17 protein-coding genes are annotated in these 21,692 nt (G+C 38.6%); 9 read left to right on the forward strand and 8 right to left on the reverse strand.

Features of this window, described 5'->3' with window-relative positions; all coding sequences use genetic code 11:
* The first annotated feature begins 28 nt into the window (after window positions 1-28).
* The gene (locus AC4MRQ_RS03560; protein ID WP_491196268.1) at window positions 29-2,704 is read left to right on the forward strand and encodes an AMP-binding protein; all 2,676 of its coding nucleotides are present in this window, start codon (window positions 29-31) and stop codon (window positions 2,702-2,704) included.
* 382 nt (window positions 2,705-3,086) lie between these two features.
* On the opposite strand, the gene AC4MRQ_RS03565 is transcribed toward AC4MRQ_RS03560, so the two are convergent.
* Window positions 3,087-3,785, reverse strand: coding sequence for an HU family DNA-binding protein (locus AC4MRQ_RS03565; protein WP_491196269.1), 699 nt, complete (start codon window positions 3,783-3,785; stop codon window positions 3,087-3,089).
* 433 nt (window positions 3,786-4,218) lie between these two features.
* Between AC4MRQ_RS03565 and AC4MRQ_RS03570 the strand changes: the two genes are divergently transcribed.
* Window positions 4,219-5,196 (forward strand): oxidoreductase family protein, encoded by a 978-nt coding sequence (locus AC4MRQ_RS03570; protein WP_491196270.1) that lies wholly within the window; start codon window positions 4,219-4,221, stop codon window positions 5,194-5,196.
* A gap of 5 nt (window positions 5,197-5,201) precedes the next feature.
* Window positions 5,202-6,062, forward strand: a complete 861-nt coding sequence (locus AC4MRQ_RS03575; RefSeq protein WP_491196271.1) for a 3'(2'),5'-bisphosphate nucleotidase CysQ family protein — start codon at window positions 5,202-5,204, stop codon at window positions 6,060-6,062.
* Here the strand turns inward: AC4MRQ_RS03575 and AC4MRQ_RS03580 are convergent.
* Entirely contained in the window at window positions 6,048-7,403 is a 1,356-nt protein-coding gene (locus tag AC4MRQ_RS03580) for a DUF5723 family protein (RefSeq protein WP_491196272.1), read from the reverse strand. The genes AC4MRQ_RS03575 and AC4MRQ_RS03580 overlap by 15 nt on opposite strands.
* A gap of 127 nt (window positions 7,404-7,530) precedes the next feature.
* Between AC4MRQ_RS03580 and arfB the strand changes: the two genes are divergently transcribed.
* A complete protein-coding gene (gene arfB / locus AC4MRQ_RS03585; RefSeq protein ID WP_491196285.1) occupies window positions 7,531-7,899 on the forward strand; it encodes an alternative ribosome rescue aminoacyl-tRNA hydrolase ArfB in 369 nt (122 codons plus the stop codon).
* Window positions 7,900-7,946: 47 nt separating this feature from the next.
* Window positions 7,947-8,417, forward strand: a complete 471-nt coding sequence (locus tag AC4MRQ_RS03590; protein WP_491196273.1) for a hypothetical protein — start codon at window positions 7,947-7,949, stop codon at window positions 8,415-8,417.
* Between the two features lie 104 nt (window positions 8,418-8,521).
* On the opposite strand, the gene gnd is transcribed toward AC4MRQ_RS03590, so the two are convergent.
* Both gnd and AC4MRQ_RS03600 read right to left on the reverse strand, forming a co-directional pair.
* On the reverse strand, window positions 8,522-9,976 hold the full coding sequence (gnd, locus tag AC4MRQ_RS03595) for a decarboxylating NADP(+)-dependent phosphogluconate dehydrogenase (RefSeq protein WP_491196274.1): 1,455 nt from the start codon (window positions 9,974-9,976) through the stop codon (window positions 8,522-8,524).
* A 157-nt stretch (window positions 9,977-10,133) separates the two neighbouring features.
* Window positions 10,134-11,252 (reverse strand): glycosyltransferase family 4 protein, encoded by a 1,119-nt coding sequence (locus AC4MRQ_RS03600; protein WP_491196275.1) that lies wholly within the window; start codon window positions 11,250-11,252, stop codon window positions 10,134-10,136.
* 158 nt (window positions 11,253-11,410) lie between these two features.
* Between AC4MRQ_RS03600 and AC4MRQ_RS03605 the strand changes: the two genes are divergently transcribed.
* Together AC4MRQ_RS03605 and AC4MRQ_RS03610 are read left to right on the forward strand one after the other, a co-directional pair.
* Window positions 11,411-12,472 (forward strand): NUDIX domain-containing protein, encoded by a 1,062-nt coding sequence (locus tag AC4MRQ_RS03605; protein ID WP_491196276.1) that lies wholly within the window; start codon window positions 11,411-11,413, stop codon window positions 12,470-12,472.
* Window positions 12,473-12,562: 90 nt separating this feature from the next.
* Window positions 12,563-13,924: an MFS transporter gene (locus AC4MRQ_RS03610; protein ID WP_491196277.1), complete on the forward strand. Its 1,362-nt coding sequence runs from the start codon at window positions 12,563-12,565 to the stop codon at window positions 13,922-13,924.
* 111 nt (window positions 13,925-14,035) lie between these two features.
* Here AC4MRQ_RS03610 and AC4MRQ_RS03615 read toward each other — a convergent pair whose 3' ends face one another.
* A complete protein-coding gene (locus AC4MRQ_RS03615; protein WP_491196278.1) occupies window positions 14,036-14,698 on the reverse strand; it encodes a Crp/Fnr family transcriptional regulator in 663 nt (220 codons plus the stop codon).
* Between the two features lie 798 nt (window positions 14,699-15,496).
* Window positions 15,497-16,282 carry a nucleoside triphosphate pyrophosphohydrolase gene (mazG, locus tag AC4MRQ_RS03620; protein ID WP_491196279.1) on the reverse strand — a complete coding sequence of 262 codons (786 nt, stop codon included), beginning with the start codon at window positions 16,280-16,282 and terminating at the stop codon, window positions 15,497-15,499.
* A 143-nt stretch (window positions 16,283-16,425) separates the two neighbouring features.
* On the opposite strand from mazG, the gene AC4MRQ_RS03625 reads away from it, so the two are divergent.
* Together AC4MRQ_RS03625 and AC4MRQ_RS03630 are read left to right on the forward strand one after the other, a co-directional pair.
* On the forward strand, window positions 16,426-17,358 hold the full coding sequence (locus AC4MRQ_RS03625) for a PhoH family protein (protein ID WP_491196280.1): 933 nt from the start codon (window positions 16,426-16,428) through the stop codon (window positions 17,356-17,358).
* A 76-nt stretch (window positions 17,359-17,434) separates the two neighbouring features.
* The gene (locus AC4MRQ_RS03630; protein ID WP_491196281.1) at window positions 17,435-18,385 is read left to right on the forward strand and encodes a phosphoribosylaminoimidazolesuccinocarboxamide synthase; all 951 of its coding nucleotides are present in this window, start codon (window positions 17,435-17,437) and stop codon (window positions 18,383-18,385) included.
* A 59-nt stretch (window positions 18,386-18,444) separates the two neighbouring features.
* On the opposite strand, the gene AC4MRQ_RS03635 is transcribed toward AC4MRQ_RS03630, so the two are convergent.
* Both AC4MRQ_RS03635 and AC4MRQ_RS03640 read right to left on the reverse strand, forming a co-directional pair.
* Window positions 18,445-19,032 (reverse strand): hypothetical protein, encoded by a 588-nt coding sequence (locus AC4MRQ_RS03635; RefSeq protein ID WP_491196282.1) that lies wholly within the window; start codon window positions 19,030-19,032, stop codon window positions 18,445-18,447.
* A gap of 237 nt (window positions 19,033-19,269) precedes the next feature.
* Entirely contained in the window at window positions 19,270-21,435 is a 2,166-nt protein-coding gene (locus tag AC4MRQ_RS03640) for a S9 family peptidase (protein ID WP_491196283.1), read from the reverse strand.
* Window positions 21,436-21,692 lie beyond the last annotated feature (257 nt).

Here is a 21,692-nt window from a genome sequence, read left to right on the forward strand (position 1 = left end):
CTAACTACAGACTAATTAATCCATTCACATGAAACAACATCATCCTATAATAATCGGTATTGCCAAATTTCTGTTTGCCATTTTACGCTTTATACTAAGTGCACGTTACCGTGTCCAGGTGAAAGGGCATGAGGTACTGAAAAACAGTAATGCCAAACTTATTTTGCCCAACCATCAGGCTATTATGGATCCGATTATTTTGTTTGCTTATTTATATAAATATACTTCTGCTGTGCCAGTGATGCTGGCCTCCTACTTCGATATACCAGTTGCTAAAAACCTGTTTAAAGCATGGGGAGCTGTACGGGTCAGCGATATAGAAGGTGGCAGCCGCAATACCAATGTGCTGCAACAAATTGTGAGTTCGGTGGACAAAGGGTTGGAGATGAATAAAAACATTGTTCTCTATCCTGGAGGTCAGATTGCTGCCCAAGGGTACGAGCGGATTATCAACAAGCAAAGTGCTCAACTGACTGTATTGAATGCACCTGAACATTCAGAAATTATCGCTGTTCGTATATCGGGCTTATGGGGCAGTCGCTGGTCAAAAGCCTGGATAGGTCAATCACCATCTTTCTTCCCGACTTTACTTAAATCCATAGGATTAGTGTTTGCCAACCTCTTCTTTTTTCTACCCAAAAGACGTATAACACTTGAACTAGTCAATATCACCAAAGAAGCCAAAGAGCACAGTTCAAAAGGTAAAGCTGAATTCAATCGCTACCTGGAGCAGGTTTACAACGTAAATGGTGAAGAAGCTGCTTCGTTTATTAAGTATCATTTTTTAGCTCCGCGATTAAAGCGGGAGTTACCCGACAATATAGTTGGATCTGACAAAGCTTTAAAATCAAAATCTAGCTCAGTCACACAAAGTATTCCACCTCATGTAGTAGAAAAGGTGAAAGGCTGCGTGGCCGGTATTTTGGAAATTGATAAGGAAATCATCAAAGAAGAAAGCTTCCTGCAACTGGACTTAGGGGCCGATTCTTTAAATATTGTGGAAATCATTTCTGAGGTGGAGAATCAATTTACTACATTCTCAGCACCACAGATCAATGAAATTAAAACGATTCATGATCTATGCTTGGTGGCCTTGGGACAGTTTAAGAGTGATACCGATCTTAAACCTTCTACTCTTCATCAACCATTAAGTGATATCAAGCGGCTCACCGTAAGCGATAAAGGAACTATTCTTGAGCAACTGGTTGATGCATTTACGAAAAATGGCAACGATCCTTTCTGTTACGATGCAATGCTGGGTTCCACATCGCGTAAAGATTTCTTTTTAAAAGCCTGTGTGGTTTCCGAACTCATTAAAAAGGACTTTAAAGAAGAACACATTGGCATTATGTTACCGGCTTTACAAAGCACCACGCTGCTTATTGCAGCTTGTTATCTGGCCGGTAAGGTACCTGTTATGCTTAACTGGACAGTTGGCAAAAAAGTGTTGCTACATTGTATTGAAACAGCCGGTGTGAAAACCATCTTATCCGCAGGTGCATTTGTAGAAAAAATTGAAGAACAACTGTCTGATGAGATAAAAGGAAAAATTATTCTTCTCGAGAAAAAAGTACCGCAAATATCAATCGCTACGAAACTAAAGGGCGCATTAAAATCCAAATTTCCACGTCTTCTGATCGACACAAAGAAAACGCCGGATACAGCTGTTATTCTTTTTACATCGGGTAGCGAAGCACTGCCCAAAGCAGTACCTCTGTCGCATAAGAATATTGTGAACAATCTGGCTGCTGCCTTTAAAGCGATTGAGGTGGATAATAATCATACTTTTCTTTCATTTCTGCCGCCATTCCACAGCTTTGGCTTCACTGTTTTAAACATTATGCCTTTGCTGACGGCTGTGAAAGTAGGTTTCACACCTAACCCGACTGATTCACGGGAAGTATTGCGAATACTGAAACACATTAAGGCGAATGTACTGGTTGGAACACCAGGCTTTCTTAAGCTACTCCTGGCTGAAGGTTCCACTGCAAGTTATGCTTTTAAGTCTGTTAAATATGCCATTTCCGGCGCCGAAGCCATGCCGCCTGTATTAAAAGAGCAATTTGAATCGGTTACTGACAATGGGCAAATACTGGAAGGATATGGTATTACAGAATGCGCACCTGTTCTCACCATAAATCCTCAGTCTAAACAAAAACTCAACAGTGTAGGGCAATTTTTACCTGGCATTGATGTCAGAATTATCGATCTGGATACACAACAAGTGGTTGAAAATGGCCAGACAGGTATGATTTACGTTAGTGGACCTAATATCTTCGACGGTTACCTTAATCAACCGGAACTACAACCTTTTGAGACCATAGAAGGACAAACCTATTACAAAACGGGTGATTTAGGCTATATGGACGATGAAGGTTACTTATTCATCACCGGTCGTTTAAAACGGTTTATTAAAATTGCCGGTGAAATGATCAGCCTGCCATTTATTGAGAAAATTCTATTGGAAAAATATGGTAGTGATGAAGAGCAAGTGTTAGCTGTAGAAGGAACAGATAAGACTAATCCACCTCGTATAGCACTTTTCACTACTCAACAAATTGACCTGAATGAAGCCAATGAATACCTGATTAAGAATGGTGTAGCTCCCATTGCCAAACTGAGAGAAGCAATATCTGTTGATGAAATACCTGTACTCGGCACTGGCAAAACAGATTATAAAGTGCTAAAGGCAATGCTGGAGTAAAACAAACTGTGTTACTTATCCAATGAATATTGACATCTCGTTCATATTCATCGGATAAGTATGGTATAATTTGATCAAATTACACAAATAAGAGTGTCCGAAAATCAAGGAATAGTAAAAGAGAACTAATAATTTGTAACATTTGATAACCTGACTTGAAAATGAAACGGTCTAACTAACAGTTCAATGTCAGATCAAGTCCTATCTAGTACACCTGACTCCACTACCGCGCGTGTCCTCACGCGCGTCTTCTATCAACTTTATACCCCTATTTATCTTATATCCGGTCATTCATGTGATATGCATCTGTCGTTAACTAACGACTACATTTATCGCTTACTGACGACCACTATTGTCGTTAACTAACGACAACATCATATCCTTAGTGGATAACAAAACCTGAACCGTGTTGTACCTTGCGCAGCATCTTACTGTTTCGAAATACCACCCTCAGTTCTATCATATATTCTCCTTCTGGTATTTCCGGAATCAGCAGCATTAACTCCGAAGGTTTGTTATTAATAAGATTCGTCACTTTATACTCCTGTTGTGTTTCGTTGCTTATAAAGAAAAGGCCTTGCTGCTCATCCTCCACATTAATTTTAAGGCGCTCTCCTTTAATAATTATGAAACCACCTGCTTTATCCTTCATAGCATGGTGCTTATTATACCTATCTCTAATCGAATGAATAACCGGATTTATCGGATGGTTATTTTTCTTTTGAAGATCAATTTTTAACGCCACATTCTGCAAACGCCTGCCTGGCTGTAATCGTATTTTTACTTCATTTAGTTCTGGTGTGAAACTACTGTTAAAGTTATTGAATCTGCCAGTGATGGACGATTGAATACTAAACATCTCGGTTACCACCATTTCGCCATTCTGAACGGCCTCGCATAATACCTGATGGTAGGCCTCCAGGTTGGCCAAGGCTTCGGCTTTAGTAATACCCGACCCCCGGCCAATCATCCGTTCAATCAAATCGTCTTGTGTTACTTTATCACGCGATACAGGCTTGGCGACATAGATATCCTCCTTAGACTTAAGATTACTTTTAACGAGTTTATACTTTAAGGGCATATGTGTGGTTTTTAGATGATACTGTCTAAAATAGACAATTTTGTTTAGTATTTATCCACCTTCTTACACGAACTCTACTTTAATAACTAAAGAAAATTAGTTGAAATAGATACGTAATGTATCGCACTTTCAGTGCTTTATCATCATTTCTCTCATGTACAGTAGGGTTTCACTCTGCTCTATTATGTATAGGCCTTTCAGGCCAATTATTTAAGTTCTTGTCAGTCCTGCAAAGACTATACATATTAGCATAGTTCGCCAGGACTATAATTATACAAACATTGACAATGAGTGCTGGACTCCCGATACTTACAATTATTTTGACTTTGGTCTCATTTATTAGTTTTCTAATAGTATGCTTTCCTCAACTCTTTCTATACATTCTGAATAAAGGTTATTATTATCTTTGCGCCTCATTTGAATGTTCAAATTGATGAATCAGTATTTGCAAAACATCGTGCTTAAAACCACAGGCGCCAATGAAATATGTGGAACAGAGACCATTCAGAATTTATGGAGTGGCTATGGTAAAATATTAAGAGTGAGCTTAAAGGGAGGTGAATTACCTTCTGTTGTGGTGAAGCATGTGAAGTTACCTGATTCAAGTAATCACCCACGAGGATGGAATACGGATTTTTCTCATCAGCGAAAGCTAAAATCATATAAGGTAGAAACCGCATGGTATGAGTTCTGGAATCAACAGTGCGATGATAATTGTCGCACCCCTCATTGCCTGGCTTTAGAGCATCATGGCGAAGAAGTCATTATGGTAATGGAAGATCTTGATGTTTCGGGTTTCCCGAACCGTTTATCTTCTGTAAGTTGGAAAGAAATTCAAACCTGTTTAAAATGGCTGGCTTATTTTCATGCAACCTTTCTAAACCAAGGCCCGGACAAGTTGTGGGATGTTGGCACATATTGGCACCTTGATACTCGTCCTGATGAGTTGAAAATAATGGATGATAAGGAGCTCAAACAAGCAGCTCCTGCCATTGATCAACTATTGAGGAAAGGCCAATACCAGACGCTGGTGCATGGGGATGCCAAACTGGCTAATTTCTGTTTTTCGGATAATGGGCAAAATGTTGCTGCTGTCGATTTTCAATACGTTGGCGGCGGTTGCGGAATGAAAGATGTCGCCTATTTTGTTGGCAGTTGTCTTTATGAAGAGAATTGTGAAGCCATGGGGTCACAGATTCTTGATTTTTATTTTAAGGAACTGAAACAAGCGGTTAATGCGAAACATTCTGAGCTTAATTTTGATGAACTGGAAAAAGAATGGCGGGAACTTTACCCGGTTGCGTGGACGGATTTTCACCGTTTCTTAAAAGGCTGGAGTCCCGACCATTGGAAAATAAACAGCTATAGCGAACGATTGGCTCGCGAAGTAGTCGAAAACTTAAATAGATAGAATTTATGAAGCTAAATAGTCATCAACTAGAAGAACTTTGCCACATTGCCATAGAAGCCGCTAAGAAAGCAGGTCAGTTAATAGCAGATCGTAGTCGGGAGCAACTAACTGTGAATACCAAGACAGGTGGTGATAGTCTGGCTTCACAGGTTTTTACAGAGGTTGATCTGGCTTGCGATAAGCTGATATTGGAGCATCTGTCTCCTTCCATCGAGAAATATGATCTGGCCCTGTTGAGCGAAGAAACAACAGATGACAGAAGTCGCTTTGTGAAAGACTACTTTTGGTGCATTGATCCTTTGGATGGCACTTTACCGTTTATTGAACAGACAGATGGTTACTCTGTATCCATTGCTTTAGTTGATAAAGCCGGAAATCCGCAGGTTGGTGTTATTTATAACCCCGTAGATTCAACACTTTATCACGCAATTAAAGGAGCAGGAGCATACAAAAACAATCAAAAATGGCAGGTACCAAAGCCTAAACAATGCCTGACGCTGGTTTGTGACCGTAGCTTTTTAAGCGAATCCATCTACAAGGAAATACTGAATAAGTTGAATGTTTTTTCTAAAGATAAGCTTGAAATAATCAGCCATGGAGGTGCGGCGATGAATGCCATGTGGGTTTTGGAGAACCATCCGGCCCTTTATTTTAAGTTCCCCAAAAAACAAGAAGGTGGTGGCAGCTTATGGGATTATGCCGCATCAGCCTGCATTTATAACGAGATAAGTGCATGTGCACAAAGTTACGATGGTGACAAATTGGACTTAAACCGCCAGGAATCAACATTTATGAATCATAAAGGGATACTATACGCCTCCGACTCCACCATGGCTGATGCTATCAGAAACCTATTCATCCAATGAGCCAATTGGGATGGACATACCCAAATAGATGAGTTGTCGATTATTGCTCTTCGATACTAAATTACCCAAAACAGTGGTTGATCCAATAAAGAAATTACCATAACGTGCCGATAAACCCATATCCCATTTTAGAGTCGATGAATAAGATATGGGTACATAAACACCCCATTTCTTATTTTCGTAACGTCCTGTAACATTGGCACGCCACACTGTTCTGCTTATCAGGTTAACCAAAGAATTATAATAGTTGGGTCGCAATACTAATGTGGAGTTTACAAACCAATTAGGTTTGATACAATAATCCATACTGGCAGCAATTGACATGGGCAGGTTTGTTTTAAAACTACCTCCTTTTATTTCCTGGAAATCAATCGATTTTTCAATCGAATCTTTCAAGGCTTCTATGGTTTCAATACCACTAAAACGACTATATGGCACGTCCTCCATTTGTACTATATATGAAGCCTGATTTTTTGTTTTTCTATGATTAATACGACCAAGATCATTGATGACAAAGCCAAGCTTATAGCGATATGGAAAACCTTCAATTCCCATCATATGATCCGGTAAATATGAATAACTCAGGCCAAGATCTAATCCTACTCCAAAATCTCCCGATTGTTCAAGAATATCACCCCCGTCAATTGTTTTACCCAATCCTTCATTAAAGCCATACGACATGCGCATATCAAAGCGTGCAATATGATCTTCGTCAAACAACACATCGATATCATCCATCTCAAGATATCCGGCTCCCAAACCCTTTAAAACTTTTAATACAGCACCTCCCGTCAGCCAGTGGTTGTCTGTTTTAGCAATTGTTGTTGACCATGCAAAGCCATATTCAGTCCAGCTATTGATTAATGATCGAAAATACTCGTTATGGATGTCCTCGAAATATTCAGGATTCTCAATACCTTTAAAAATCTTTAGTAAATCATCATTTGAAGAATTATAGATCCCATCTGCTCTAACGCTTATGGTTAATCCAAAAGAGTGTTTATCATTAAGTTTATAAGTAATAGATGGAATAATTAACCGACCTTGTATATACAATAAAGATTCTTCCGAGGCTAAAAAGAACTTCAAATCCCCCATTCCTGCCCTGGAAACAATGTCCCAAAAATCACCAGACACCAGACTAACATCACGTAATAAACCAACCTGACCAGTTAACATGTTAATGTTCCATTTGGCGTTATGCCGTGTTAATTCAGCCGGTTGATTTGTCAATCCAATAAACGGCAAATAGGGGCTTGAATGAACACCGGTAAACTCTTGTGAGCTAACTTTAAAAAGAGTTATCAGGGATAATATGACTAAGAATAAAGCTTTTCTCATTTCAATGTATTAGACTTACAAAATAAAGTAAAATACCGTGTTCTCACTGATATTTAGATAACTTTATACGCAAAAGTTAAGGATGATTACCGGAAATGCAAATAGTCGTTTTATAAAAGAACTGGTTATTTCGGCAAGCAGAAGCAGCGGGCCAGGCGGACAAAATGTTAATAAATTGAATACCAATGTTACTGTCCGCTTTAACATCAGTCAATCCAAAATATTAAGCGACGCTGAGAAAGAACTTTTAATTCAACGCTTAAAAGGACGATTAACCGCGAACAATGAATTAATTGTAAGCAATCAACACAGTCGCTCGCAATTACAAAACAAGCTGGCTGCCATTAATCAGATACACGACCTTCTTCACAACGCATTAAGACCCATTAAGAAACGTATACGCACCAAGCGCACAAAAGCATCAATAGAGAAGCGATTGAGCAATAAAAAGATTCAATCATTAAAAAAGGCCAACAGGCGGGTTAAACATTTTTAAAATAATTACTTTTGTAGCTCATTACACAACAATCATTACACAACACAATGAAAGACATCACCTTAGGACAGGGACTCGGTAAAATAACATTCGGGTTAACGCGTCAGCAAATATTGGATTTACTGGGTGAACCTAGCGAAGTAGAAGGCATGGATGGCGATAAGGAATCAGGAGCAATGGAGGCCTGGCATTTCGATGAGTTGCATCTGTCATTGTCCTTTGAAGAAGACTGTAATTGGAAACTGACCTCTATCACAACAGCATCGCCTGAAGTTATGTTTGAAGGGCTTGACCTTATTGGTCTTAGTCAGGGTGAGGTGATGGAACAAATGGAAGTATTTAATCTTGGGGAGTTTGACCTGGAAGACTTATCTACCGATGGAGTTCCCAACCAAACATTAGCTGCCAATCCTGATTTTAGCCTCAATCTGTTTTTTGATCATGATATTCTTACAGAGATTCAATGGGGTCCGTTTTGGGACGATGAGGCCGAAATGCCAATCTGGCCTGAAAACTAAAAAAAGAAATAGCTAATTTCATATTGCATTAAGGATCGCATCTTTATTCCTATCATGTAAATAAAGATGCGATCCTTAATTATAAAAGACTCCTTAACTTCATTCTAAACATTGTAGGTAGTACTGGCAGTATCACCACCTCTCCCCGTCCAGTTGGTATGGAAAAATTCACCTCGTGGCTTATCAACCCGCTCATAAGTATGCGCTCCAAAATAATCACGCTGGGCTTGCAACAAATTAGCCGGTAGTTTTTCACTTCTATATCCGTCGTAATAACTTAAGGCTGTAGAGAAGGCCGGTGTTGGAATACCATTCATCACTGCAGTAGCAACAACTTTTCTCCATCCTGCCTGCGCTTTATCAATTGCTGCTTTAAAATAAGGATCAAGCAATAGATTGGACAATCCTGGCTGATTATCAAATGCTTCTTTAATCTTGCCTAAAAATGCCGAACGGATGATACAACCGCCTCGCCACATCAGTGCAATACCTCCATAATTCAGGCTCCAGTCATTTTCGTCTGCTGCAGCTCTCATTAAGGCATAACCCTGTGCGTAAGACACTATTTTAGATGCATATAAAGCATCCATTATTGCGCTTATAAATGTTTGCTTATCACCATCAAAAACAGGCATTGGTCCTGTTAAAAGTTTCGATGCATCAACACGCTCATCCTTTATTGCAGACAGGCAGCGTGAGAAAACGGCCTCACCAATCAAAGTCAATGGAACACCCAGATCCAATGCGGTTATACCCGTCCATTTACCTGTACCTTTCTGACCTGCTTTATCAAGTATTTTCTCAACCAGTGGCTCTCCATCTTCATCCCTGAAAGCCATGATATCACGGGTGATTTCAATCAGATAAGAATCCAGCTCCTGCTCATTCCATTCTTTAAACACTTCGTGCATTTCATCAGCTGACATTCCTAACATATCTTTCATTATATGGTAAGCCTCTGTTATCAGTTGCATATCACCATATTCAATACCATTATGCACCATCTTCACAAAATGTCCGGCACCATTCTCACCCACCCAATCACAGCAAGGTGAACCATCTTCTACCTTGGCCGCTATAGACTGAAAAATAGGTTTTACTGCTGGCCACGCTGCTTTGGAACCACCCGGCATAATAGAAGGTCCTAACAATGCGCCTTCCTCACCTCCTGATACACCGGCACCAATATAATAGACACCCTTTCCTTCAACCAATTTTACCCTTCTATCAGTATCTGGGTAATGTGTGTTTCCGCCGTCAATAATAATATCTCCTTGCTCCAAATGTGGTAGTAAAGCCTCTATTGTAGCATCTACAGCCGGACCAGCTTTTATCATCATCATCACCTTGCGAGGACGCTCCAATGACGTAACCAATTCTTCAAGTGAATAGGTTCCGACTATATTTTTATCCTTACCACGTGCATTAACAAAGTTGTCTACCTTTTCTGTTGAACGGTTATATACAGAAACCTGATAACCTTTACTTTCCATATTTAACACCAGGTTTTCACCCATCACTGCTAAACCGATCAATCCTATATCTGATTGTTTTTTCATTACAAATTGTTAATATTTAATCCAGAATCATTAGAATATATAACATCTTAGCAGGTCAGATGTTTAAAGTACTCATCTCGGAAAAGATAATTCAATTACCTTAGATTCTAATGGCACGCAAGTCTATTTTATAAAGATCAAATAGCTTTAACCTCAATTAAACTGCTTCCTTATTTTTCCGAATACTACGGAGACGACGAATAAAATGGCGGCGCTTATAATAAAGAGCAATTGAAGGAATATAGGCAACCATAAAACCAAGTGACAACACCAATATACTCAATTTAAGCATACCCAGATTTCGTAAAGAGAATGCCAGTATTACAAAGGCGATATTAATTGCTCCAATGATCAGACTTATCTGCAAATGCGAAAAACCTAAGGCCAGCATACGGTGGTGAATATGGTTTTTATCTGCCATAAACGGCGAATTCCCCTGCGACACACGTAACATAAACACTCTCAGAGTATCAATAATTGGTACAATCAAGATTGCCATTGCTACTGCCGGTGCACTGTTCATCGTATTCAAAAGCTTATACTGGTTATCAGGTCGGTTAAACTCACTAAAATGTACTGCTACCACAGCCACTAAAAAACCAAGAATTAATGAGCCGGTATCACCCATAAATATTTTCTGACGCTTTGAAAAAATATTGTAATAGGCAAACGCCAGCAATCCACCAACCAGTGCAGCTGCAAGTGTTGGAATGTGATAATCTTCGTTGATAAAATACCAGGTTGAGAATGATAACATGGTCACAATGCCTGTTATAGCCGCTAATCCGTCAATTCCATCTATCAGGTTAAAGCCGTTGATGATAAATACCATTCCAACAATGGTTAATATGGTTCCCCAAAAAGGATCAGGTTGCAGACCAAAAAAACCATGAAAATCTGTTATTTGCAATCCGCCCAGTCCTACAATTATTATCACCGCTATTAACTGTCCACCAAGCTTAACCATTGGTGCTGTCACCAATATATCATCCTTAATTCCAATACCAAAAATGATCAGTAAAGCAGGAATTAAAAAGGGTATTTCTATGAATTTAAACCAATCAACAAAAAGAGAATATGTGAACAAAAAGCCTATGAATATAGCCAATCCTCCCAAGGTTGGAATACGCATACGGTGTACACTGCGTTTGTTGGGTTCATCAAATAGGTTCTTGGAATGTGCTACCCTTAGTATGGTGGGTATCGACAAAAAAACCATCATAAATGATAAAAACGATGCGAAAGGCACCAGTAATTGAATAGTGTAACCGTCCATAAGTAATGTTTGCAATAACAGTACGCAAAAGTAATAAAAAGGTTTAGAGCGATGGCGTTTGTGAGTAAATATCAAACTCACGATCACCGCTTACTAGCTGTCGATCGTGGCGTAAGACATTTCCAAAGTTTTTTATCTTCGCAGTTCACTTGTGCATTATGGATAAAATACAACTGATTAAACGCTTGCTTCCCGGCTTTTTGCCAATAATTGTTTTCATTGTTGTTGACGAAATCTGGGGAACAATATACGGCCTGATTACGGCCATTGCCATTGGTATTATTGAATTAGTTTATGGATATATTAAAGAGAGGAAAATTGAGCGTTTTGTCTTATTTGATGTTGGATTAATTGTTGCTCTGGGGGTTATTTCTATTGCCCTGGATAATGATTTGTTTTTTAAACTCAAGCCTGGCATTATAAGCCTGATGATGACCGGACTGATTGGCTTTTCAGCGTTTTCGCGACACAACCTGATGTTACAAATGACACGACGCTATATGAAAAGCATCGACATGAACACCTATCATATTTGGATGATGCAGCAAAGTATGAAGCGCATATTCTGGCTCTTGCTGGTTTATTCGTTGGCTACTATCGCATCTTCTTTCTTAAGCAATGATTCACTTTGGAAGTTCCTGGGAAGTGCCGGACTATTTTTAATCATGGGGGTTTATATGGCTTATGAATGGCTTGTTAAACGTCAGCAAAATGCCCGTTATCAGCAAGAAGAATGGTTACCCCTGGTTGATGAATCAGGTAAGATAACAGGCTCAGCTCCACGTTCAGTTGTCCATAACAGATCCTTCCTGATGCATCCTGTAGTACACCTACATGTTGTTCATCAAAGGAAAATACTACTACAAAAACGCCCTTCGCATAAATTAATTCAACCGAGTAAATGGGACACAGCCGTTGGTGGTCATGTGGCAGCTGGTGAAAACATCGAAACGGCCTTGCAAAGAGAGACAGCAGAAGAGATCGGACTCAAAGCTTTTCAAGTTAGCCCTTTGGGACAATACACATGGGAAAGTGATGTTGAAAAAGAATTGGTTTTTTGCTTTTTGACGAACCATAAGGGGCCTTTTGATTTTGATAAAGACGAAGTTGATGAAGTGCGATTCTGGACATTAGAAGAAGTTGATAGCAATATTGGGAAAGGAATTTTCACTCCGAATTTTGAGCATGAGTATAAAAAATACCAACATCAACTTAGGTGAATCGGCCATACCTTTTAAAAGTCAGGTTACAAACTAAGTTATTTGATTATTTTGGCTGGCTAAAACAATATAACACACATACACTTGAATATGAACAACTTTAAAAAAGCATTAAACGAATCCCCTGCTATGCGTTGGGGAATCCTGTTACTGGTTGGCTTTGTGTTGTCAGTCAACTACTATTTCTACGATGCCTTTTCTACATTAAAAGATTTATTAAGGGCTGAATTTGATTTTACAAATAAGGATTATGGCCTGTTTGTGTCATTCTATTCAGTCCCAAACACATTTTTATTAATGGCCGTTATTGGTGGTGTTATCCTTGACAAATTGGGCATACGACGAACAGGTTTTATGTTTGTGTTTTTTATGGCAATAGGCGCTTTATTAACAGCCTATGGTGCATCAGATTATTATGGAGCTGGTGGAGTTGGATATAGCTTTATGAGCTCTTTTCTTCCCAATTATTCCCCAGAACTAAAAATGATGTTATTAGGTCGCTTCTTTTTTGGGTTAGGTGCCGAAACCAGTATTGTAGTTGTCAGTAAAATATTAGTTAAATGGTTTAAAGGGAAAGATCTGGCACTGGCATTCGGTTTAAAAGTGGGCTTTGGAAGGCTTGGTACATTTGCTGCTTTGCAATTGTCTCCCTGGGTGGCCGATGAAGGCGCCAACCTGACCGGCGCCATTTGGTTAGCCGCAATACTTGTATGTACAGGATTGCTGGCCTTTATCGTTTATATGCTGTTTGATGCTAAATTAGACAAACAGCTATATGTTGAAAAAAGCAGTTCTGAACCAACAAAAGCCTTTTCAATCAAAGATATTACTGGCTTATTGGGTAATCGGGCTTACTTATATATAGCACTTTTGTGTGTCACCTTTTATTCTGCCGTTTTCCCGTTTTTAGCTTTTGCCCCGGACTTCTTTGCCGATAAATTCGGATTAACATCAGTCGAAAGTGGTAAACTCACCTCTCTTCTACCACTTGGCACCTTGTTTTTTACACCTTTCTTTGGCTGGCTGATCGATCGAAAGGGGAAAAGTGCAACAGCTATGATTTTTGGAGCATTAACCCTATTAGCAGTACATCTGATTTTTGCATTGACTTTTTTCCCGCCTCAGGCTCCAATCATATTATTGGGTATAGCCTTCTCACTTGTACCGGCAGCGATGTGGCCAAGTATGGTTAAACTGGTTGATGAAAGCCAGATCGGAACAGCTTATGGCTTAATGTACTCGATTCAAAACCTGGGATTATGGGGCTTCCCGATTATTGCAGGTGCTATTTTAGATGCTACTAATCCAGGTAATCCTGAGGTATCGGACTATACCGCTACTATATTGATGTTTGCGGCAGTTAGTTTATTAGGGCTTGTGTTTGCCCTGTTACTTAAGTTTGAAGACAAGAAAAAAGGATTTGGTGTAGAACTTCCGCTGAATAAGAAATAATAAAAAGACAGCTACTAATCAGTAACTGGTTAAAATACTCATCGGACGACTAATAGATATCAATCAATTTAGTCGTCCGATGAGTAACATGTTAATCCAACCATTCTTTAGCTATGACAACATGATTATTCGCTCCAACTTCTCTTTATTGGTAATAATCAATTCACGACGATCGAAGCGTATAATGTCATCGTTTTTAAATTCGGTAATTAAGCGACTAACCGATTCTTTGGAGGTGCCAATCCAACGTGCCATATCCAACCTGGAGATCACCAAAGGAATGGCCTCATCGGCAGATGTTTTAAACAGGTCTTGAAGCTTTAACAGTAAGTTAGCCAATCTTCCCCGAACAGTTCTTTGCGACAGCTCAACCAGAGAGTTATAGGAATTCTTTAATTCATCACAGGTCTTTTTAATCAGTAAATCAGCCAGCTCTTTATTCTCGCTTATTGATTTTTTAAATGCTTCACCCGGAATAAGGCACACTTCACTATCCGTTAAACTCTCACAAGCTGTTACTTCCGGCTCATCCCCCAATAATGAGTGAAAGCCAAATAAATCGCCTTCTTTTATCAGGCGAACAATTTGCTGCTCTCCTTTTGAACCAATTCTGTATATTTTTAATAAGCCTTTATTTACAAAATACGCGTGTTTCATATTGGTATCCTGCTCATATACCACCTCCCCACTCTTATAGTAAGAACATTGTTTAATGGCTTCGTTCCACAATTTTTCGTCAGCCTGAATATGTTTAAGTATACTGCTTAATGGCATGTCTTTGCTGGTTTATATTTAATCTTGAATGGCAACATACGAATTTCTTTTAATAAAAGGTAAAGTCCCAGGCAAAAATTAATGCATTCTCATTCTGCATGGCCTATATTCATTGAAATGGAGATAAAATGGTATCATACCTAAAGCTAAATAGCAAGACATAAAAAACCTCCATAGTTACTCTTGGGTTAGAATGGCTATAGAGGCGAAAGGATGTTGATTAATGCAGGAATGTAACCGTCCGTTTCGGTTACGAGTGTTTTATTCATGCAAATCACTTACTTGTACTCTCTCAACGATCAATCGTTTTTATATTTTGACGAACAAGCATTTTCTATTGATAAATAAAAAATGTACCGTTACTTATGGAAATAAAAAAACCTCTGCAGATTCTCTTGGGTTGGAATTACGCTGCAGAGGTAAAAGGATGTTGAATAGTGTTGGGTGTTAAGAAACCGTCCGTTTCAGTTTCTTGAGTGTCTAATGAATTGTGAATTCAATAACTGTTTACATCATAATAGCTCACAAGTTATTTTCCATTGACGAATGGCTACTTTTTGATGATAAACGAATTGTTTTTAGTGACGAGTGACACTACTCTTCAAGTTCACCTATATATAATTTCTCTTAACACATCGTATTCGAATATATCCACCATGAAGTCAAATGACATAATACACTAATTTACTGAATATTATAATTCAAGCCATTTAAGAGCTAAAAATCTTCTTTAGAAACTTCACTAATATTTTGTTTAACTACCTCATCTTGACTTAGTCATTCGTCAAAAAAACAAAATCAGAGCTTCTTCGCTTCTTCCCAAATTTCATCCATCTCAGATAAACTCATCTGTTTTAAGTCTTTACCAACCTTCAGTGTTTTATCTTCAAGGTAATTAAAGCGCTTTATAAATTTCCTGTTGGTCCTCTCCAATGCATTCTCAGGATTTACCCCATATAACCTGGCAGCATTGATTATTGAAAATAACAAATCACCAAACTCGGCTTCAGTACGATCCTCATCATGAGCTTCAATCTCTGCCTTTAATTCTTCCAGCTCTTCTTTGACTTTATCCCATACCTGCTCTTTATGTTCCCAATCGAAACCAACTCCCCTGGCTTTATCCTGTATCCTGTTGGCTTTTACCATTGCCGGTAAGGACAAGGGCACTCCTTCCAGAACAGATTTATTACCACCTTTCTCCTTTAGCTTTAGTTTCTCCCAGTTTTCTTCAACTGTTTTAGCATCATTTGCTTCAATATCACCAAAAATGTGCGGATGACGATAAATCAACTTTTCGTTCAATGAACGAATAACATCCTCCATTGAGAAATCATCAGTTTCTGAGCCGATCTTTGCATAAAAAACAATGTGCAGAAGCAAATCTCCCAGTTCCTTTCTGATCAAAGAAGCATCTTGCTTAATAATAGCATCGGCCAACTCATAGGTCTCCTCAATGGTTAATGTTCTTAGGGACTCATTAGTTTGCTCTTTATCCCAGGGACACTTCGCGCGAAGCTCATCCATAATTTCCAAAAGCTCTTTAAATACTAATAATGTTGATTCATGTCGATGCTGGCTCATATCTGTTTTAAATAATTAATTATTGAATATATAACTGGATTTTTTTTGAATAATCAGCCTCACTTAAACGGCTTTTATCATTATTCAAATGCAAAAAATATTGTTACTTTGTAGAATACAAAATTAAGGATTTATACCACTTTATGATAGAAAAGTTGATCTACCTCGAATCTGTTGATTTAGTAGAGTTTTTGGGAATAAAAAATACCAAATTAGAATTGCTGAAAAATCATTTTCCAAAATTAAACATTGTTGCCAGAGGAAACTGGCTGAAAGCAATTGGTGATGCAGAAGAGGTAGCTGACTTTGAAGAAAAAGTAAATCTTTTGCTCAAGCATTATAACGAGTACAACGTTCTTAACGAAACATCTTTAAATGAGATATTGGTTGGTGAGCGCCTAAGCCAGGCAAGTAGTGATAGTGACGCTATTTTATTTGGAATTAATGGTAAACCAATCAAAGCCCGGACAGAAAATCAGGATAAGCTGGTTAAAGAATTCAAAAAAAACGATTTGCTTTTTGCGGTTGGACCTGCAGGATCGGGTAAAACATATGTGGCTATTGCGCTTGCTGTTGCTGCATTAAAAAACCGCCAGGTTCGACGGATAATCTTAAGTCGTCCGGCAGTTGAGGCTGGTGAAAAACTAGGTTTCTTACCTGGTGATATGAAAGATAAAATTGATCCATATTTACAACCACTTTACGATGCACTTCAGGACATGATTCCTGCTGTAAAGCTGAAAGAGTTTATGGAAAATGGTACGATACAAATTGCGCCATTGGCCTTTATGCGAGGCAGAACATTAAACAATGCCTGTGTTATTCTGGATGAAGCTCAAAATACCACCAACAATCAAATGAAGATGTTTCTTACCCGGATGGGTGAATACGCCAAGTTTATTGTTACTGGTGACGTTACGCAAATTGACCTACCCAATAAGCAACAATCAGGTTTAGTTCAAGCCATGAGTATATTGGACGGGATAAAAAGGATTAAACGAATAAACTTTACGGTAAAAGATATTGTTAGACACAAATTAGTTCAGGATATTGTTGAAGCATACGACAAAAAATAATCCATGTCAGCCATCTTTAATAAACTATAAATAACAGAAACTAAAGGAAATAAATAATTGATATAAACTAATAATTATGAGTAAAGCAATTGTTAAAACGGATTACAGTTTTCCGGGACAAAAAAGCGTATACAAAGGAAAAGTACGCGATGTTTACAATATCAACGATGACTACCTGGTAATGGTGGTTTCTGACCGTATCTCTGCTTTTGATGTGGTATTACCTAAAGGTATCCCTTACAAGGGACAAGTTCTGAACCAGATAGCTGCGAAGTTTCTTGAGGCAACAGCTGATATCGTTCCTAACTGGAAGATTGCCACTCCCGATCCAAACGTAACAGTTGGACACATGTGCGAAACTTATCCTGTTGAGATGATTGTTCGCGGATACTTAACTGGTAGCTCATGGCGTCTGTATAAAGATGGTGGTCGCGACATTTGTGGTGTACCAATTCCTGATGGCATGAAGGAACATCAGGCTTTTCCTGAGCCAATCCTGACACCTACGACCAAGGCTGAGCAAGGTGCGCACGACGAAAACATTACTCGTGAAGAGATCATTAAGCAAGGTTTAGTATCTGAAGAAGAATACAAAGAGCTTGAACGTATCTCATTAGAGTTATTTAAGCGTGGTAGCGAAATAGCCAAAGAAATGGGATTAATCTTGGTAGATACGAAATATGAGTTTGGTAAAAAGGATGGTAAAATTTACTTGATTGACGAGATTCATACACCAGATTCATCACGTTACTTCTATGCAGATGGTTATCAGGAACGTTTTGACAAAGGTGAAAACCAAAAGCAACTGTCAAAAGAATTTGTTCGTGAATGGTTAATGGAGAATGATTTCCAGGGACGCGAAGGAGATACCTTACCAGAGATGACAGACGAGTTTGTTAACCAGGTTTCAGACCGTTACATCGAACTTTACGAAAGCATCACAGGTGATAAATTCGAAAAAGCTGATGTGTCTGAAGTAGTTGGTCGTGTTGAAAAGAATGTAACGGAGTACTTAAGCTCATTATAAAGAATTTTCAATAGAAAACTATCAGGGAGCCCAATGAATGGCTCCCTTTTTTATACTCTTTAATACACTCTGCAAACCATATAACTACCGTTCCGATCAGGTAAATAATAGCAACCATCATTATAGATGTAGTCTCTGCCTCGAACCACCCTTACATTGCAATGACGAGGTCTGTACTTCACGATAGGCAAATCGAGATTTACCTCCCAGTAACCATAGTTTGGTCGATAAGCGAAAAATAAACCATCACAATAGTAATATGAATCATTCCCATATCGAACGCTTACATAATGTCGAGAAGGCAGTTTTCTGAAGTATCTGCGTGAATGTACATCATGTGAGTAACAATGATGATGCTGATAGTGATGATGCCTTTCATGCCTTCTGTAATTCACATTACATCCCGAATGGTGACGGTTATTGTGCTTAACATGTTTCTGATGATAATGCTTATGGTGTTTTGAGTGATCATTTCGTGAATAATGATAGTCTTTATCATGATGATTATGCCTGTGCAACCTTTTACTTTCCCGAACACCTTTCTCTCCTCTATGCTTATGATGACGTCGTGATTGAGCGTTAATCCAATTGGGTGTGGACATCAAAAAACTAATAAGCAGGACTTGTATAATAGATAGTGTTTTCATGACAATCAAATTAAAGTTAGACAATCATTCTGGCCGGAACGTTTAAATTGTTACAGCAGGTAAAACAAACCGCATGCCAGAAATTAACACTCCTTAACAACTGTTTCCAAAAATTCACGATACATCAAAACACTCACCCTGCCCATATCTCTGATAGCAAAACCATTAACCTCTAAAAAACAATTCCGCCTGAAACTGATTTCAAGCGGAATTGCTATATACATTCAATTAAGTTGATTATTCATTAATGCCTTCCAACATCATCATAAAGGCATACTCCATTGCTGTTTCATGATAACGCTTGAAACGCCCTGAAGCACCTCCATGACCCGCTTCCATATTGGTATGCATAATTAACAACTTATTATCCGTCTTTTTATCTCGTAGCCTGGCCAACCATTTTGCGGGCTCCCAATACTGCACTTGCGAATCAAACAGACCTGTTGTAATCAGCAGGTTTGGATAATCCATAGCCTTCACATTATCGTATGGTGAGTAGCTAAGCATATAATCGTAGTATTCCTTGTTTTTTGGATTACCCCATTCATCAAATTCATTTGTGGTTAGTGGAATGGTTTCATCCAACATGGTTGATACAACATCAACAAAAGGTACGGCAGCTACCATTCCGTTATATAATTCAGGTGACATGTTAGCAACTGCCCCCATTAACAATCCACCTGCGCTTCCTCCCATCGCATACAAATGTTCAGGCGAAGTGTATTTGTTATCAATCAAGTATTTGCTACAGTCAATAAAATCGTTGAAGGTGTTGATCTTGTTCAACATTTTGCCATCATCATACCACTGTCGTCCCATAGCCTGGCTACCGCGGATATGTGCAATTACAAAAACAAAACCCCGATCCAGTAAACTCAAACGCGTAGAGCTAAACCAAGGATCAACCGTACTCCCATAAGAGCCATATGCGTATAATAACAAAGGAGCCTGACCATTTTTTTCAATACCTTTCTTATAAACAACCGACATTGGCACTTTTACTCCATCTCTGGCTGTTGCCCATAGTCGCTCAGTTTCATATTCATCCGGATTGTGACCACCAACCACTTCCTGAACTTTCTTAACATCTTTTGTTTTAGCAACCATATCATAATCGATGGTAGAAGTAGGCGTGGTCATTGAACTATAACCAAAGCGCAGCTGATTGGTGTTAAACTCAGGATTAGTCGAGATATAAGCAACATATACTTCCTCACCAAAATCCAGGTAATGCTCTTCTTTTGTATTCTGATTAATAATACGAAGATGTGTTAACGCATCTTTACGTTCACTTACAACCAAAAACTCTTTAAACACCTCAATCTCGTCAAGCAACACATCTTTACGATGAGGAATTACCTCAGTCCAATTGCTCATTTCGGTAGCCTCTACCGGAGTTTCCATCAATCGGAAGTTAGTTGCTTCATGATTAGTTGTTACGAACCACTTATCTTTAAAGTGCTCAATATAATATTCATGCTCCTCTCCGCGCGGTGTGAACTGCTTAAATTCTCCTGTTGGATTGTTGGCATCTAATATATGGTAGTCGCTTACCAAAGTAGAACTTTCATCAATTACAATATACTGATCCGACTTGGTTTTATAAACACCAATATAGAACGACGGATCGGTCTCGTGATAAACCATAACATCATTGGATGTAGACGATCCTAATTTATGGCGCCATATCTTCTCACTAAGTAAAGATACCTCGTTCTTAGTAGTATAGAAGTAAGTAAGGTTATCATTAGCCCAGGCTCCTCCGGCTTGTGCATTTGTAAGAACATCAGGTAAAACCTCACCCGTTTCAAGGTTTTTAAAACGAATGGTGTAAATTCGCCGGCTAACAAAATCCTCAGCAAATGCCAGCATTTTATTATCCAGACTAACGCTCATACTTCCAAGCGAATAATACGCCTGATCCTTTGCTCGTTCATTCTCATTGAAAAATATCTCTTCAGGAGCATCCATCGAACCTTTTCTTCGACAGTGAATCCTGTACTCCTTACCTTCTTCGAATTTTGAATAATACCAATAACCATTGGAGAAGTATGGCACCGATTCATCGTCCTTTTTAATCCTGCCAACTATCTCTTCAAACAGCTTATTTTGTAATGACTCTGTGTTAACCATTACTGCTTTGGTATAATCGTTTTCGGCATTGAGATAATCTAACACTTTTTGTGTATGCTCATCAGGCTTCTCTGCATTCTTCTGCTCATCAGTTAGTCGCATCCAAAAATATGGATCTACACGTGTATGATCGTGAATAGTTAATACAGAATCCTTTTTCTCTGCTACAGGAGCATCAGGAAGATTTTCTGGCATCATAGAAACTTTCTTTTCAGGCGGGGTACAGGCTATAAGCATTGCTATAGCGCAAAGGCCAATTAATTTATTCATAGAATAACATTTAGGTTTAAACAATGTCATAAAGGTATTTAAAAGCATGTAACACTATCCTTCAAATCCCATTTTTTACAACATAAAACATCATTAGGGTTTTTGAATAAGTTTTCACAACAGCATAAATGTTAAAATTTCATAAATCTTTAGTTCCTCGTAAAATGCTTTTAAATTATTTAATGAACAGATTTCTAAAAAATAAAGTATTTGTACCTCCTAAATAACACTCTCAAATCCCTTTTGTAATCTGCACA

It is taken from the genome of Carboxylicivirga sp. (assembly GCF_982718395.1).